This window comes from Solidesulfovibrio magneticus RS-1 (assembly GCF_000010665.1).
Classification (GTDB): Bacteria; Desulfobacterota; Desulfovibrionia; order Desulfovibrionales; family Desulfovibrionaceae; genus Solidesulfovibrio; species Solidesulfovibrio magneticus.
This window is the reverse complement of the sequence record NC_012796.1, coordinates 370,551-385,672: the sequence shown is the minus strand read 5'-3', so window position 1 is coordinate 385,672 and position 15,122 is coordinate 370,551. Positions and strand designations below refer to the sequence as shown.

Here is a 15,122-nt window from a genome sequence, read left to right as displayed (position 1 = left end):
CGAGATTCCCGCGCCGCCGGGACCACAACCCGGGGGCAACCGCACCGGAGGCACAGCCAGTGGGCAAACGCAACATCGACGACATCACCCCGGGCATGACTCTTGGACAGGCGGTCTGCGCCCCGGACGGCCGGGTCCTGGCCGCCGCCGGCACGACCCTGTCCGAGGACCATCTGCGCCTCATGCGGGCTTTTGGCGTGCGCAGCGCCGACATCGCCGGACAGGACGGCGATCAGGCCGACGATGCGGCAAAGGCCCTCACCGCCACGGCGCAGCGTTGCCGCGATCTGCTGCGCCGCCGTTTCCTGGCCTTGGACCGGGAAAGCGCCGTAGGCAAGACGATCTTCGAGCTGGCCGTCTCCCGGGCCGCCGCCCGGGTGCTGGGCCAGGGCCTCGACCTGGACGACGTCGCCGCCTCCCCGGCCCTGCCCTGCCTGGCGCCGGAACGCCAACTCTTCGACGCCGCCGCCGTCGATCCGGCCGAGCTCGTCTCCGGCGACGTGGAGCTGGCCACCCTGCCCGAAGTCCACGTCCGGCTCCTCGACGCCCTGGGCAAGGACGAGACCGGGCCGGCCGATCTGGCCGCCATCATCGGCCGCGACCCGAGCCTGACCGCCCGGTTGCTGCGCCTGGTCAACAGCCCGGTCTACGGCCTGCGCGGGCCGGTGGACTCCATCACCCGGGCCGTGACCATGGTCGGGCAAAAGGAGCTGTCCACCCTGGTGACCGGGCTGGCGGCCGTGTCGGCTTTTTCCGACATCGCCCCGGAATTATGCGACATGCGCATGTTCTGGAGGCACGCCGCCGCCTGCGGCGTCTACGCTTCGCTCTTGGCCCGCTCCGTGCCGGGGCTGGCCCCGGACCGGGGGTTCGTGGGCGGCCTGCTCCATGACCTGGGGCAGCTCGTCATCCTGCGCAAGCTGCCGGCCGCCGCCGGCCGGGCGCTGATTCTGTCGCGGGTGGAGGGGTTGCCGGCCAGCGAGGCTGAAACCGCCGTGCTGGGCTTTGACCATGCCGCCGTGGGCCGCACGCTCCTTGCCGGCTGGAATTTCCCGCCGGCCCTTATCGCCATGGCCGGCGATCACCACCACCCCGACGGCGCGCCCGGTTCCCGGGAAACGGCCCTTATTCATGTGGCCGACATCCTGGCCCAGGCCTGGGATTGGCCGGCCTTTTCCGGTCCGCCCACGCCGGCCCTGAACGAACCGGCCTGGCACAGCCTCGGGCTGCCCGAATCCGTTTTGGCCGAAGTGGCCCGGGACGGCGACGCCGCCATCGCCGAAATCGAATCGGTGTTTTTCTCCGGCCCGGCCGGCCGGCCGCACTAAACCCCAAAGGAACCGCCATGACCGCCGACAAACCGCGCGCCATCCCCCGCCGACACCTGATCCGCGCCCTGCTTGGCCGCGACGTTCCCAGCGCCCCGGCCCCGGAGCCGGAACGGACCGTGCCCGCCGCCCAGGCCGCCGATCCCCACGCCGCCGGGAACGCCGCCTACGCCGCCGGCGATTATGCCGAGGCCGCCGCCGCCTACCGGGCCTCGGTGCGCGGCGATCTGTCCAACCCCCTGGTGCGCGCCCGCCTCGGCTACGCCCTTTATGCCACCCGCCAGCTCATCCAGGCCAAGGTGGAATTCGAACACGTGCTGCACCTGACAAACGGCGGCGACGCTTTTGCCCGGCTATGTCTTGGCCTGACCCTGGCGGCCCTGGGCAAGACCGACAAGGCGGCCGCCAACCTGGAGGCCTTCGACGCCTCCCAAGCCGAGGAACTGACGGCCCTTAGCCGGCGCATCGCCGCCAAGCTGCGCGACATCGGCAACGGCGATCCCGCCCCCCTGCTCCTCACCCTGGAACGCTCGGCCCGGGCCATGGGCTTTTTGCCTGAGGCCTGAGCCGGTTCCCGGCGCTTCCCGAAAGCCGCCTGGGACGTGCTCCGCCCGGGCCGCGGCAGCTCCTGAAGGTCGCGCGTCGCGGCCGTTTTGACTCTTGTGGCCGTACACCGTGCACGCTATGGTGCACGGATGACACCCCCGCAGCACCCTTTTGGCCAACGCATCCGGGAACGCCGCCTGGCCCGGCTAGCCACCGACCCGGCCTTCACCCTGCGCCGGCTGGCCGGACGCCTGGGCATCCAGCCGTCGTACTTGAGCCGCCTGGAACGCGGGGCCGCCCCCAGCCTGTCCGAGGACAACATCCAGGCCCTGGCCCGGGAACTGGGCGATGATCCCGACATCCTGCTGGCCCTGGCCGGCAAGCTGCCGGCCGACGTGCGCCAGGCGCTTTTGGCCGCGCCCGGCGACCTGCTGCCCCTGGTGCGGGGACTTGTGCGCAATCCCGCCCTGGCCCCCGGCTCCTCGGCGCAGCTGTGGCAATCCTACCGCGAATCCCAGCATCTGGCCCGGGTGGGCAGCTTCGTGCGCGACCTGGTCACCGGCCAGGATTCCTGGAGCGAGGAATTCTTCCGCATCTTCGGCCTGCCCCTGGATGACCCTACGCCCACCTTCGAGGACTTCATGACCCTGGTCCATCCCGAGGACCAGCCGGCCGTGGCGGCGGTGCGCGCCCGGCTCATGGCCGACGACGGACCGGTGCAATACGCCTACCGTTTCCGGCGCGGCGACGGACTGTGGCGGCACGCCAAGGCCGTGGCCCGTTGCGAGCGCGGCCCCGATGGTCGGGCGCGGCGCATCCATGGCACGGTGCAGGACGTCACCACCGAACGCCAGGCCTTAAGCGACCTGCGCAGCGTGGCCCAGTTTCCCGAGGGCAACCCCAACGTTGTTTTGCGTTTGGCCCGCGACGGCCGCCTGACCTACGCCAACCAGGCCAGCGCCGGCCTGCTGGAGACCGCCGGCCTGACCGTGGGCGATCCTGCGCCCGCGCCGCTGGCCGCCGCCGTGGCTCAAGCCCTGGAAACCGGCCGGGAGACCAGCCTGGAACTGCCCGACGGCGAGAAAACCCAGCGGCTGACCGTGATCCCCGACAGCGCCCAGGCCCATGCCAACTGCTACGGCCGGGACGTGACCGCCGAACTGGCCCTGGCCGGACGTGTCCACGAACTCAGCCGGGAGCTGGCCGAAACCCGGGCCAGCCTCGACGCCGTGCTCGAGGCCAGCCACGACGGCGTGGTCCTGGTGCGGGCCGACGGGTTCGTGCTTCGCGGCAACGCGGCCATGGCCCAATCCCTTGGTCGGACCGACGGCCCGGACGCCCTGCCGGGGCTGCACCGAAACGATGTCTTTGGCCCGGACACCGCCCCGATGGTGGAACACGACGATCTGGCCGTCATGGCGGCGGACAGGCCAAGCCTCCTGCCGCCGCCCGTCAACGTCGTCGTCAGCGACGGGTCCACCCGCGCTCTCCAGATTTCCCGCGCCCCCCTGCGCGACGCCGACGGCCGGGTGGCCGGCTTTTGCGCCATCACCCGGGACATCACCCAATGGCGGCAAGCCGCCGAGGCCCTGGCCGATTCACAGGCCCGCCACCAGCGTTTTTTTGACGACGCGGTACTCGGCGTCTTTCGTACCACGGCCGAGGGCCGCATCTTGGCCGTCAATCCGGCCCTGGCCCGGCTTTTCGGCTACGCCTCACCCGAGGCCATGCTGGCCGAGATGGGCGACGACGTCTCGGCCGGCTTCGCCGAGCCGGAAAAACGCCGTGACGTGGTGCGACGCCTGGCCAGCAAGGAAGGGCTGCTGGATTTCGAAAATGTTTACCGCCGCCGCGACGGCACGACGTTTATCGGCGCGCTCCACGCCCGAATGACGACGACCCCGGCGGGGGAACGCCTTATCGAAGGCTTTGTCGAGGACATCAGCGAACGCAAACGCATCGCGGCGGAACTGGCCGCCAGCGAGGAACGCCTCAAGACCCATCTGCGCAACTTTCCCCTGCCAAGCTTCACCTTCGCCAAGCGCGGCCGGGACCTTGTGCTGGCTGACGCCAACAAGGCCGCCGAGGCGCTCTTTCGCGGCCGCGCCTCGGCCATGCTCGGGAGTTCGGCCGAGGCGGTCTTCGCCGACGCCCCGGACGTCTACCTGGCCTTGTGGAGCGCCTTGGAAGGCCGGCGCGGCGACCGGCGCGCCCTGGCCCTGCGTCCGCCCGGGGCGTCCGAGCCGGGGCTTTTCGACATGACCTTCGTTTTCGTGGCCCCAGACACGGTGATGCTCCACGCCGAGGAAATAACAGCCCTGGCCCGGATGCGCGAAAGTCTGCAACGCACCTCGGACCAGTTGCGCTCCATCCTCGATCATGTGCCCTGTGCCGTGTATTTCAAGGACACCGCCGGCCGCTGCATCATGGTCAACCGGGCCGTGGCCGAGGCCTTCGGCCTGCCCGACGAACCCCTGGCCAATCTGCCCGGCGGCTCCATCCACGAGCCGGAGACGGCCGTGCGCATCGCCGACGACGACCGCCGCATCCTGGCCTCGGGCCAGGCCGAAACCTTTGAGGAAGACGTCCTGGTCCGGGGCCGGCCGCGCCGCTTCCTCACCACCAAGACACCGCTTCACGACGAGCAGGGCCAACCCTACGCCCTGTGCGGCATGTCCCTGGACATCACCGAACGGGTGGAACTGGCCCGGGTGCTGGAAGCCGAACGCGACACCCTGCGCACCATCCTTGACCATGTGCCTTACGCCGCCCTGCTCGCCGCAAACGACGGATCGACATTGTTCATCAACCACCGCTTCACGGCCTTGATCGGCTACAGCCGGCACGACATTCCCCATGTGGCGGCCTGGTTGCCCAAAGCCTACCCGGACCCGAACCTGCGCGCCCGGGTCGAGGCCGACTGGCGCGCCTGCCAGGGCGTCGACTGCCGCAGAATCTATCCGGTACGCTGCGGCGACGGCCGCTCCCGCTGGATCGAGTTCCGCTGCACGGCCCTGGCCGAAGGCCGGATGCTCATCACCCTCAACGAAGCCGATCCCCGTCGGGTAGCGCACTGGCTCGCGCCCCAGCCCGCGGTCTAAGACCGGCGGCTGCGCCCGCCACAAGAAAACGCCCGGCCGCGAAAGCGACCGGGCGTTTTCTTGTCCAACCGACAGCCGAGCGTCAGTTGCCCGGAGCCGGGACAGGAGCCGGGGCCAAGGCCCGGTAGAGCAGATCGGCCATGACGGCGTTGAGTCCGACATTGGCGTGGCTGTCCACGCCGTTGACCACGAGCTCACCGGGCTTTTTGTCGATGATAAGCGGCGTGAGATCCAGGACGTCCACGCCCCGCTCGCCGAAATAGCCGGCTACCCGGGCGGTCATGGCGGCGCTGCCGGCCACGTCGGACAGGCTGGGGATAAGCAAGGCCACCAGACGGATGCGGCGCTCCCGGCACCAGGCGACAATGGCGTCCAGCTCGGCGGCGTGGGCGGCGAACACCGTCTTGTCGGCGTAGGCCCCGCGCAGCCGGTCCCAGAAGCCGGCCGAGGCGTCGTCGAGATTGCCCATGCGGGCCAAGCGCCAATACACGAAGTTGGCCAGGGCGAAATGATCGACCAGGTATTTGGTGAGCGTTCCCTGGGGAAAGCGCACGGCAAAAGTCAGGGAGTGGCCCGATTTCTCGGCGGCGCGGTAGATGTCGTTGACGAAATAGGCCAGCACCACCACGTCCGGGGTCACCGGATAGGCGGCCATGGCCTCGTATTCGTCCACCGAGTCCCAGCCGATCTTGGCCACGTTGACCACCCGCCAGCCCTGCCCCAGCCGCCGGGCCAGCCCGTCGCCGAAGCGGTCGGCCGGATTGTCGACGCCGTGCCCGGCGGCAAAGGAGTCGCCAAGGACCATGACGATCTTCTCGCCGTCCTTACGCGGGGCCGGCTCGACGTCACGGTAGCCCAGGGAATTGACCGGCTGCCAGTAGCGCTCGAACCACTTGCGGCTGGACATGGTGAGGTTGAAGCCGTCGGACTGGGCAAAGAAAAGCGCCATGCACAGTTCCAGGACAATAAGCCCTAAAGCCAGGGCGTCCACGGCCACGAGCAGGCCCATGCCGGCCGTGCGCCCGCGCCCCTTGGGCAGCCGTGAGAGCAGCCAGCCGGCCGCCAGATTGACGGCGACCAGCCCCAGGACGACATACAGAAGATGCAGCATGGATCAGGCGGCCTTGGCCCGGTCCTTACGCCAGGATTTCTCCTGGCCGCTTCTAAGCCGGGCGATGTTGTCCCGGTGCTTGTGGATGACAAGCCCCCCGATGATCGCCGCCGCCGGGACCAGGAAAACCGGTCCGAGCCAGGCGCACAGGATCGGCAAGGCCACGGCCAGGGTCAGGGAACCGGCCGAGACGTAGCCCGACACCCGGATGACGGCCACGCAGACGGCCACGGACAGCAGCGCCGGAATCGGGGCCCCGCCGAGAAACACGCCGATGGTGGTGGCCACGCCCTTGCCGCCCTTGCCGTAGAGGAACACCGAATACATGTGCCCGACCACGGCGGCCACGGCCACCATGCTCAGAAACACCGGCGAGTCGGTCATGGCCCGGGCGCAAAGCACCGGGACAAGCCCCTTGGCCAGATCCAGCACCAGGGTGAGCACCCCAAGCTTCGTGCCGCACAGGCGCGAGACGTTGGTGGCCCCGGTGTTGCGGCTGCCGGCCAATCGCGGATCGATGCCGCGCCCGACCAGGGCCACCACCAGCCCGAAAGGAAACGCCCCCAGCAGATAGGTCAGGACAAGAAATGCTGTCGCCGCCATTTAGCCCTCTCCGAAAAGCTGTTCGTCGGGCAGGCTGGCCGGAATCTCTTCCGCGCCGAACACCCGCAGTTCGTTGGTGAGCGGATCGATACGCCCCAAGCGTAGCGCATACCGCTGGCCGGTGTAAATCGTATCGCCCAAGGTGTCCCGGGTGGCCCGGACGTAAATCTGGAAATCGGGCAGGGACAGGGAGATGAACCCGCCGGCCACGTCCACCACCACGCCCTCAAACGTCCGTTCCTTGCAGTGGCGCTGCAGAAAGGCAAGCTTCCAGTAGCGCGGCCGGAAACGCTGCACCCGGCCCACGGCCTCGATGCGCGAAGACAACAGCGGCAGCCGGGCTTCCAGCTCCCCCCGGCTCCAGCGCGGCGCACCGGTGCGCAGCAGGGCTTCGAGCTGGGCCAGGTTGATGAGGTCGGCATAGCGCCGCAGCGGCGAAGTGACCGGAGCGTAGGCCGGCGCGGCCAGGGTGGCGTGGGGCCGGGGATCGGGTTCGGTCAGGGTCGGGGGCAGTTCGCGCACGGCCCGCTGGATGGCCGGCGGATCGCTGTGAATGCCGCGAACCTCGGGCGGCAGGCGCGCGTCCTGGGTGCGAAAGAGCATGGCCGCGCCGTGGGACACGGCATAGTCGGCGGCGGCGGCGTTGCCCAGGATCATGAGTTCGCTGACCAAGAGCTGGGCCTTGGGATAGGCCGGGCAGACCGACATCTCGATTTTGACGTCGTCGGGGTAGCCCGACAGGCTGATCTCGGGTTCGGGGCGTTCGATGATGACCGCTCCGCGCTCCAAGCGCTTGGCCCGCAGCCAGGAGGCCACGCGCCAACCGAGCTGCAGATGGGGCGCGGCGTCGCCCCGGTCCAGGGCCGCTTCCACCACGGCGTAGGTGGTGTTTTCCGCCACCCGGACAAAGGTCTTGCGCATGGCGAAGCCCACGATCTCGCCTTCGGGGGAAAAGTCCCACTCCATGACGAGCGACGGCCGCACGTCCCCGGCGCGCAGGCTGTAAAGGTCGGTGCCCAGGCACTCGGGCAGCATGTGGCTCACGCCCTCGGGCAGATAGAGGCTCGAAGCCCGGTGGGCCACGGCCGTGTCCAAGGGGCCGCCGAAGTCCCAATCCAGGGCCGGGTCGGCCAGGGCCAGGACCAGCCGGATGGTTCCATCGGGGCGGGTCTCGGCGAAAAAGGCATCGTCGATGTCCCGGGTGGTGGGGGAATCGATGCTGACAAAGGGGATGGGTTCGGGCTCGCGGGAAAGCGCGGCCAGCCCGGCCCGGCGGGCCTCGATCTCGGCGGCGTAGGGCGCGTGCCAGTCGTCGCCGGCGACGTAGTCGGCCTGGTCGAGATGGTAATTGTAATGCGGCGGGACAATGCCCCACTGGGTGGCCAGGATATAGGCCTGGAGGGGATGGTCGGGCAGGCCCTTGCGCAGCATGGCCCACAGCACGGCGCTTTCCTGGTCGTCGGCGTCGGCCATGAGCCGGCGCAGCATGGCGGCCAGCTTGGCAGCCGCCTCGGGATCAAGCTTGGCGGCCAGGGCCGCGCCCTTCTTGCGGTCGCCCGTGGCCCAGCCGTGCCAGAGTTCCTTGAAAAAGACCTGGCCGGCCACGACCACCTTTTCGCGTTCCTCGGCGGCGGCGGCTTCGGTGAGGCGGCGCTCCACGGTCTCGGCGGAATAGACCTCGAACTTGGGGGCGTGGAACTTGAAATGGGTCTTACAGCCCAAAAGCGCCCGGCCCATGCCGGCCACGGCGTCGACATCGGGTTTTTCGCCCACAAGGCCGGCGAACCATTCGGCCGATTCCTCGCGCACCTCGCCCTGGGCCAGCTCCCACAGCTCCAGGGGGGCGATGGCCTTGGCCGCGGCCTCGCGTTTGGCCTGATGACCAGCCAGGATCTCGGAAATCGCGCTGCGGTCGCGGGCCCCGTCATAGCGCGGCCCCATCCAGGGCAGCACCCGGGCCATGGCCATTTTTTCCTCGCGATGCGTGAGCGTATACACTCGCAGCCGGCCCGAAGACTCTTCCAGCACCCAGGCCACTTGCGCCTGGTTGCCCTGCATGAACTCCACCAGACACCCCGGGCCGACGTAGCGTTCCAACGCCATCGATAATCCTTCTGTTTCGCGCGCAAGGCGGCCGGCGGCGGCCGGACGGCTACCCGTCCGGCCCCGCCGGCCGCCCTTTTCCGTTTACGACAAGCCAAGATCGCACCAAACCCGCGCCCTCGGCACAAAATACTCGTTCCGCCCCCTTAAAACCCTTTCGGGGGGTCCGGGGGCCTCAGGCCCCCGGCCGCCGGAGGCACTCTTCTCTTCTCTACATCATCTAATGTCTAAACGACCGCTGCCCCGTAAACACCATGGCGACCTGGGGCGTGGCTTCGTTGCAGGCGGCGATGACTTCGGTGTCGCGGATGGAACCGCCGGGCTGGGCGATGGCCGTGACCCCGGCGCCGATGCACAGGTCCACGCCGTCGCGGAACGGGAAGAAGCCGTCGGACACCACCACCGATCCGGCCAGCCCGCCCATGGTCGCCTCGGTGCGGGCCTTGATGTCGGCCAGGCTGGCGGCGGCCTCGGGATCGGCGGCAGCCTTTTGGGTCAGTTCGTAGAGCGACAGCTTGTGGGCAGCGAAGGCCAGGCTGTCGGCGTACTTGGTCTTGGCCTTGAAGATGGTCAGCTCGACCACGCCGACCCGGTCCTGTTCGCCGGTGCCAATGGCCACGGTGGCCCCGTTTTTGACGAAGATGACCGAGTTGGAGGTGACGCCGGCTTCCACGGCCCAGGCAAAGAGCAGATCCTCGGCTTCCTGGGACGTCGGAGTCCGGGCCACGACGGTGGTCCCAGCCTTGTCCGTGGCCTGGGCGGGCAGGAAATCAGCGGCGGCCAGGATGCGATTCCTGAACGAGAACTGGGCCACGATGCCGCCGTCGGCCAGGGACTTGAGGTCCAGGTAGGGCTGGCCCACGAGCTTGTCCAGCTGGGCCAGGCCCGGAAGCTTGAAGATGCGGAGATTTTTCTTGGACTTGAGGATGTCCAGGGCGGCCGGTTCGTAGTCCGGAGCAGCCACCACCTCGAAATAGACGGCATTGATCTTTTCCGCCGTGGCCACGTCCAGGGTGCGGTTGACCACGATGGCCCCGCCAAAGGCGGCGATGCGGTCGGAGGCAAAGGCGGCCTCGAAGGCGGCGCACAGGCCGGCCTCGGACCAGGCCGCGCCGCAGGGATTGTTGTGCTTGAGGATGACGGCGGCCGGCTTGGCGGTCAGGTACTGGAGAATATTGACGCCGTTGTCCACGTCGGTGAGATTGGTCTTGCCGGGATGCTTGCCGGACTGGAGCAGATGCTCCTCGGTGGCGGCGCAAATGAGGCCGTCGCCGGGGCCGCGAAATTCCACGCCGCCCAGGGACAGGCGGCCGGCGGCCGGGGCGTAGAGCGCGGCCGGCTGGTCCGGATTTTCGCCGTAGCGCAGGCCCTTTTCTTCGCCGTCGATGGTCCAGGTGCGCTTGGCAAAGACCAGCTCGGTCTCGCCCAGGCGGATGACGAGCTCGGACGGGAAGGGGTCTTCCACCACGGTGGTGTACATTTTCTTGAGGTCGCTCATGGCTTGACCGCTCCTTGTGGCGTGTGTGCAGGCTGCCTAGCACAGCCGGCCCGGGGGGGCAAATTGCATTTGGAAGGGCCGGCCAATTCTGCTACCAAGGCCTGTCCGCGGCGCAACACGCCGCAGGTTTTCGGGGCAAGGGAGTTGTCGTGGAACAGGTGTTGCTCAAGATGGCCAAACAGCTTCGGGCCTTTGACGAAGCCTCCATCATGGCGCTTTGGGACAAATACGCCGAAACCGTCGAACGTTTCGAGCCGACCCAGCGCTGGGAAGAGGCCGTCCTGGTCCTGGCCATGATCCAGGGCATGCGTTTTAAAAACCAGTTGTTCAATCATCACTGGGCCAAGGGCCGCCAACCCGGCGAGGCGAACGAACCCGCCCCGGCCCCGGCCGCGACGGACATCGCCGCGCCCGCGCCGGCCGCCGCCAAACCCGGCCCCAAGCGCCAGGGCAAAGTCCTGGCCTTCAAGCCCAAGGATGGAGGAGAAGCATAATGGGTGAATTTCCGACGCAGCAAAACCCCGGTTCCGGGCGCGGCATCGTCATCCACGGCGCCCAGTGGGGCGACGAAGGCAAGGGCAAGATCGTCGATCTGCTCACCGAATCGGCCAAAGCCGTGGTGCGCTTCCAGGGCGGCAACAACGCCGGCCACACCCTGGTCGTGGGCGGCGAGAAAACCATCGTGCACCTGATGCCCTCGGGCATCCTCCACGACGGCAAGACGTGCCTCATCGGCAACGGCGTGGTGCTCGACCCCGAAGTGCTGTGCCGCGAGATGGACACCCTGGCCGCCCAGGGCGTGGACGTCACCCCCGAGCGCCTGACCATCTCCAAAAAAACCCAAGTCATCATGCCCTACCACCGGCTCCTCGACGGCGCGCGCGAAACGCTGCTGGCCGGCGCGAAGATCGGCACCACCGGCCGGGGCATCGGCCCCTGCTACGAAGACAAGATGGCCCGCATCGGCATCCGCGCCGGCGACTTCGCCTACCCGGAACTGCTGGCCAAGAAAATCGCCAAGGCGCTGGTGGAAAAGAACACCCTTTTCACCAAGCTCTACGACATGCCCGCCCTGGACCCCGACGCGGTGCTCGAACAGATCCTGCCCGTGGCCAAACGCCTGGTGCCCTACCTCGGCGACGTGTCGAGCATCATCCAAAAGACCCTGGCCGCCGGCGGCGACGTGCTGTTCGAAGGCGCCCAGGGCACCCACCTCGACATCGACCACGGCACCTACCCCTTCGTCACCTCGTCCAACACCGTCTCGGGACAGGCCGCCGCCGGCAGCGGCTGCGCGCCAAGCGTGCTGGGCCGCGTCGTGGCCGTGGTCAAGGCCTACACCACCCGCGTCGGCTCCGGCCCGTTCCCCACGGAACTCTTCGGCACCGTCGGCGACTACCTCCAGGAAAAAGGCGGCGAATTCGGGGCCACCACCGGCCGCAAACGCCGCTGCGGCTGGCTGGACCTCGTGCTGCTGCGCGAATCCGCCCGCCTCTCCGGCCCCACGGACATCGCCCTGACCAAGCTCGACGTCTTAAGCGGCCTTTTTGAAATCAAAATCTGCATCGGCTACCGCTACAAAGGCAAAGTCTACGAATACCCGCCCCAGGACGAAGGCGCGCTGGAATTCGTCGAGCCGATCTACGAAACCATGCCCGGCTGGGAAGAAGACCTGTCCGGCATCACCACCTGGGAAGACCTGCCCCTGGCCGCCCGGGAATACGTCTCGCGCATCGAACAGTCGCTCAAAACCACCTGCTCCATCCTCTCCGTCGGCCCCGACCGTCGGCAGACGATTATCAGGGGATAGCGGCAGGGATTAGGGAGAAAAGCGAGAAAGCGGGGAATAAAGACAGAAGAGCGGGCTCTGCCCGCACCCGCCGGGGGGATTATCCCCCCGGACCCCCGTCCCGGTGTTCGGTTGGGAGGGACGGGGGTCCGGGCGGCGGGCGCGAAGGCGGCCGAGCCATAATGAAGGCCGGGATTTCGGTTGGTTGTCCGGGCGGAAGCCGCCCGGACAACCAACCGAAATCCCGGCCTTCCACTTGCCAGCGAAGGGGGGCGGATTTGGGCGCGATCAAAGCCTCGCGCCCAAATCCGCCCCCCTTCGCATTCTTGGAACCGGAGCGACAGGATAAGAAGTTGACAGGATAGCCAATCACGGGACCATTCGCTTTGCTCCCGCGCCGGGCAACCCCGGGCGAACCGGGTCGTCGGGATTTCCAGGGCTTCGAGCACCCGGCGGCAGCCGGGCGCATCGAAGCCCTGGAAATCCCGACGACTCACGCGGCGCAGCCGCCACGCGCCCCGCCACGCCCCCCACCTGCCAACCGCTTGTGGCTCCCCCGCCCGCCACAGACAGCCAGGGGGTCCGGAGCAACGCCCTGGCGGAGCCCTGCCGTCCCGTTCATCGGGAGGCTTGAAGCGCGGCCGGTTTCGGCGTAAGGCGACATTTCGCCGCAAGGCATTCCATTGGAGGTTTCATGAGCAAGCGCAGCAGCGTCGCCCTTGGCACGATTCTCAAGCAGTCGGTCAAGGTGGCCCGTCATCCCTGGATCGCCGGCCGCCTGGCCGCCCTTGAGAAAGAAAAGTTCCTGTTTTCCTTCCTCAATCCCCAGGCCGAGACCGGCCATGCCCGCAGCATCCGGCAGCTCTCCATCCGCATCACGGACGTGTGCAATCTGCGCTGTCATACCTGCGGCCAGTGGGGCGACCAGGGTTTTCTCCACGGATGCGATCTCAAGGACCTGAAGAAAAAGGAAATCTCGCCGGAGCGCTATCTGGCGCTCTTGGAGGATCTGGCCCGTCACGGCCATCGTCCTTCGGTGTACCTGTGGGGCGGCGAGCCGACCATGTATAAAGGATGGTTGGAGATCATCGAGCGGGCAACCGAGCTGAGAATGCCGACGTCCATCGCCACCAACGCCACGCGTGTGGCGGCGGCGGCGGACCGTTTGGCGGCCGCGCCGATGTTTTTGCTCCAGATGTCCATCGACGGCCATTCGGCCGAGACCCACAATGCGGCCCGGCCTTCGGCCGGCGGCGGCGACAACCACAAAGTGGTCCAGGAAGCCCTGTCGGCCATCAAGGAAGCCAAGAAGGCCCACAAGACCCAGCTGCCGCTGGTGGCAGCCTTGACCACGATTTCCAGCGCCAACGTCCATCATTTGGTGGATATTTACGAGGCCTACAAGGATCGGGTCGATCTTTTTGTCTATTACCTGTCCTGGTGGATTGACGAAAAGAGCGCCAAGGCCCATGACGAGGACTTCACCCGTCGCTTCGGCTTCACGCCCAAGCTGCATTGGGGATGGGTGGGCGATTGGACCATCAAGGACCATGAGACGCTCAACAAGCAGCTGGCCGAAGTGCAGCGCCGTTCCAAGGGCTGGAACAATCCGCCGGTCAACATCATCCCCAACGTGGCCGGCGTGGACAGCCTGCGCGAGTACTACACCAACCACGAATCGACCTTTGGCTACAACCAGTGCATCTCCATCTATCAGGCGGTGGAGCTGGATTCCAACGGCGACATGTCGCCGTGCCGCGACTATCATGACTACATCGTCGGCAACGTGCGCGACCACACCATCACCGAGCTGTGGAACAGCGAGTCCTATCGCCGCTTCCGTGCCAGCCTGCACACCGAGGGGCTGATGCCGTCGTGCACCCGTTGTTGCGGGTTGATGGGGTATTGATGGCGCGAGAGACTCCCGCCCGGGTCGTTTTCCTGTTGCAGGACCTGGAGTTCGGCGGCACCCAGCGCCAGGCCTTGGAGCTTGGGCTGCGTCTGGACCGGTCGCGTTTCGCCCCGGAGTTCTGGATGCTGGCCGACGTCCGCGACTTCGCGCCCCGAGCCGAGGCCGGCGGCATCCCGCTGACGTGGTTGTCGCCCTATCCCAAGGTCGGGGCGCAATCCCTGGCCGGGCTGTGGCGCAAGCTCAAGGCCAGCCCACCCGATCTCTTCGTGCCGCTGACCGCCGTGCCCAACATCTGGGGCCGGGTGTTCGCCAAGCTGCAAGGGGCCAGGCCCGTCATCGGCACCTGCCGGGGCGGCGGGGCCATCAAGCGGCAGCACGAACGATTTTTAAAAGGGCTGTGCGACCGCCACATCGTCAACGCCGCGCCCCTGGCCAAGGAGCTCATCGCCCTTGGCCGGCCGGCCGAGCGCGTGGAGTGCATCCCCAACGGCGTGGACACCGACCATTTCCTGCCCCCGCCCGACGACATGCGGCCGGTGCGCGAGGTGGTCTTGTGCCTGGCCCGGTTTTGCGAGGACAAGGACCACGAGACGCTCATCCGGTCCTTTGAATACGTCGTGGCCCGGCGTCCCCGGGCCGAGCTGTGGCTGGTGGGCGACGGGCCGCTGCGCACATCGGTGCGGACCCTGGCTGCCCGCAGCCCGGTGCGCGGGCTCATTCGCAGCTACCCTTCCACCCCCGATCCCCGGCCGTTTTTCCAGCAGGCCTCGGTGGCTGTCCTGTCCTCGGTGCGCGAGGGGCTGCCCAACGTGCTGCTCGAAGCCATGGCCATGGGCCTGCCCGTGGCGGCCACGGCCGTGGGCGGCATCCCGGACTTGGTCGTGCCCGACGTCACCGGGCTGTTGTGTCCGCCGCGCAATCCCGAAGCCCTGGGCGAGACCATCGCCGGCCTGCTCGCCGACGAGGACAAGCGGCTGGCCATGGGCCGGGCCGCCCGGGAACGCGCCGTGGCGCTGTATTCCATGGACGCCATGGTGCGCCGCCACGAAACCGTCTTCGCCCAGGCGTTAGCCGGGAAACGTGCCCCGGCCGCCGCCAACCGCGACGCCGAGACGTAAAACCCGCCCGCGC

The 15,122-nt window shown here is 68.0% G+C and carries 11 protein-coding genes; 7 read left to right on the top strand and 4 right to left on the bottom strand.

Features of this window, described 5'->3' with window-relative positions:
* The first annotated feature begins 59 nt into the window (after window positions 1-59).
* From DMR_RS01465 to DMR_RS01455, 3 genes are all read left to right on the top strand, one after another.
* On the top strand, window positions 60-1,328 hold the full coding sequence (locus DMR_RS01465; RefSeq protein ID WP_043599835.1) for an HDOD domain-containing protein: 1,269 nt from the start codon (window positions 60-62) through the stop codon (window positions 1,326-1,328).
* 17 nt (window positions 1,329-1,345) lie between these two features.
* Window positions 1,346-1,894, top strand: coding sequence for a hypothetical protein (locus DMR_RS01460; RefSeq protein WP_012749908.1), 549 nt, complete (start codon window positions 1,346-1,348; stop codon window positions 1,892-1,894).
* Window positions 1,895-2,023: 129 nt separating this feature from the next.
* A complete protein-coding gene (locus DMR_RS01455; protein ID WP_043599833.1) occupies window positions 2,024-4,975 on the top strand; it encodes a PAS domain S-box protein in 2,952 nt (983 codons plus the stop codon).
* Window positions 4,976-5,057: 82 nt separating this feature from the next.
* Here DMR_RS01455 and DMR_RS01450 read toward each other — a convergent pair whose 3' ends face one another.
* The 4 genes from DMR_RS01450 to DMR_RS01435 all read right to left on the bottom strand — a co-directional run bounded on the left by DMR_RS01450 (window position 5,058) and on the right by DMR_RS01435 (window position 10,290).
* Window positions 5,058-6,086 (bottom strand): SGNH/GDSL hydrolase family protein, encoded by a 1,029-nt coding sequence (locus tag DMR_RS01450; RefSeq protein ID WP_012749906.1) that lies wholly within the window; start codon window positions 6,084-6,086, stop codon window positions 5,058-5,060.
* A 3-nt stretch (window positions 6,087-6,089) separates the two neighbouring features.
* Window positions 6,090-6,689, bottom strand: a complete 600-nt coding sequence (gene plsY, locus DMR_RS01445) for a glycerol-3-phosphate 1-O-acyltransferase PlsY (protein WP_012749905.1) — start codon at window positions 6,687-6,689, stop codon at window positions 6,090-6,092.
* The gene (locus DMR_RS01440) at window positions 6,690-8,792 is read right to left on the bottom strand and encodes a ribonuclease catalytic domain-containing protein (RefSeq protein ID WP_012749904.1); all 2,103 of its coding nucleotides are present in this window, start codon (window positions 8,790-8,792) and stop codon (window positions 6,690-6,692) included.
* A 220-nt stretch (window positions 8,793-9,012) separates the two neighbouring features.
* The gene (locus DMR_RS01435) at window positions 9,013-10,290 is read right to left on the bottom strand and encodes a phosphoribosylaminoimidazolecarboxamide formyltransferase (protein WP_012749903.1); all 1,278 of its coding nucleotides are present in this window, start codon (window positions 10,288-10,290) and stop codon (window positions 9,013-9,015) included.
* Window positions 10,291-10,439: 149 nt separating this feature from the next.
* Here DMR_RS01435 and DMR_RS01430 point away from each other — a divergent pair, with 149 nt between their 5' ends.
* The 4 genes from DMR_RS01430 (at window position 10,440) to DMR_RS01415 (ending at window position 15,109) form a co-directional block, all read left to right on the top strand.
* Window positions 10,440-10,784 (top strand): hypothetical protein, encoded by a 345-nt coding sequence (locus tag DMR_RS01430; protein WP_043599832.1) that lies wholly within the window; start codon window positions 10,440-10,442, stop codon window positions 10,782-10,784.
* Window positions 10,784-12,100, top strand: a complete 1,317-nt coding sequence (locus tag DMR_RS01425) for an adenylosuccinate synthase (protein ID WP_012749901.1) — start codon at window positions 10,784-10,786, stop codon at window positions 12,098-12,100. Before DMR_RS01430 ends, DMR_RS01425 begins: the two co-directional genes overlap by 1 nt.
* A 673-nt stretch (window positions 12,101-12,773) precedes the next feature.
* A complete protein-coding gene (locus DMR_RS01420) occupies window positions 12,774-13,988 on the top strand; it encodes a radical SAM protein (protein ID WP_012749900.1) in 1,215 nt (404 codons plus the stop codon).
* On the top strand, window positions 13,988-15,109 hold the full coding sequence (locus DMR_RS01415) for a glycosyltransferase (protein WP_012749899.1): 1,122 nt from the start codon (window positions 13,988-13,990) through the stop codon (window positions 15,107-15,109). The genes DMR_RS01420 and DMR_RS01415 overlap by 1 nt, the downstream gene beginning before the upstream one ends.
* The last annotated feature ends 13 nt before the right edge of the window (window positions 15,110-15,122 follow it).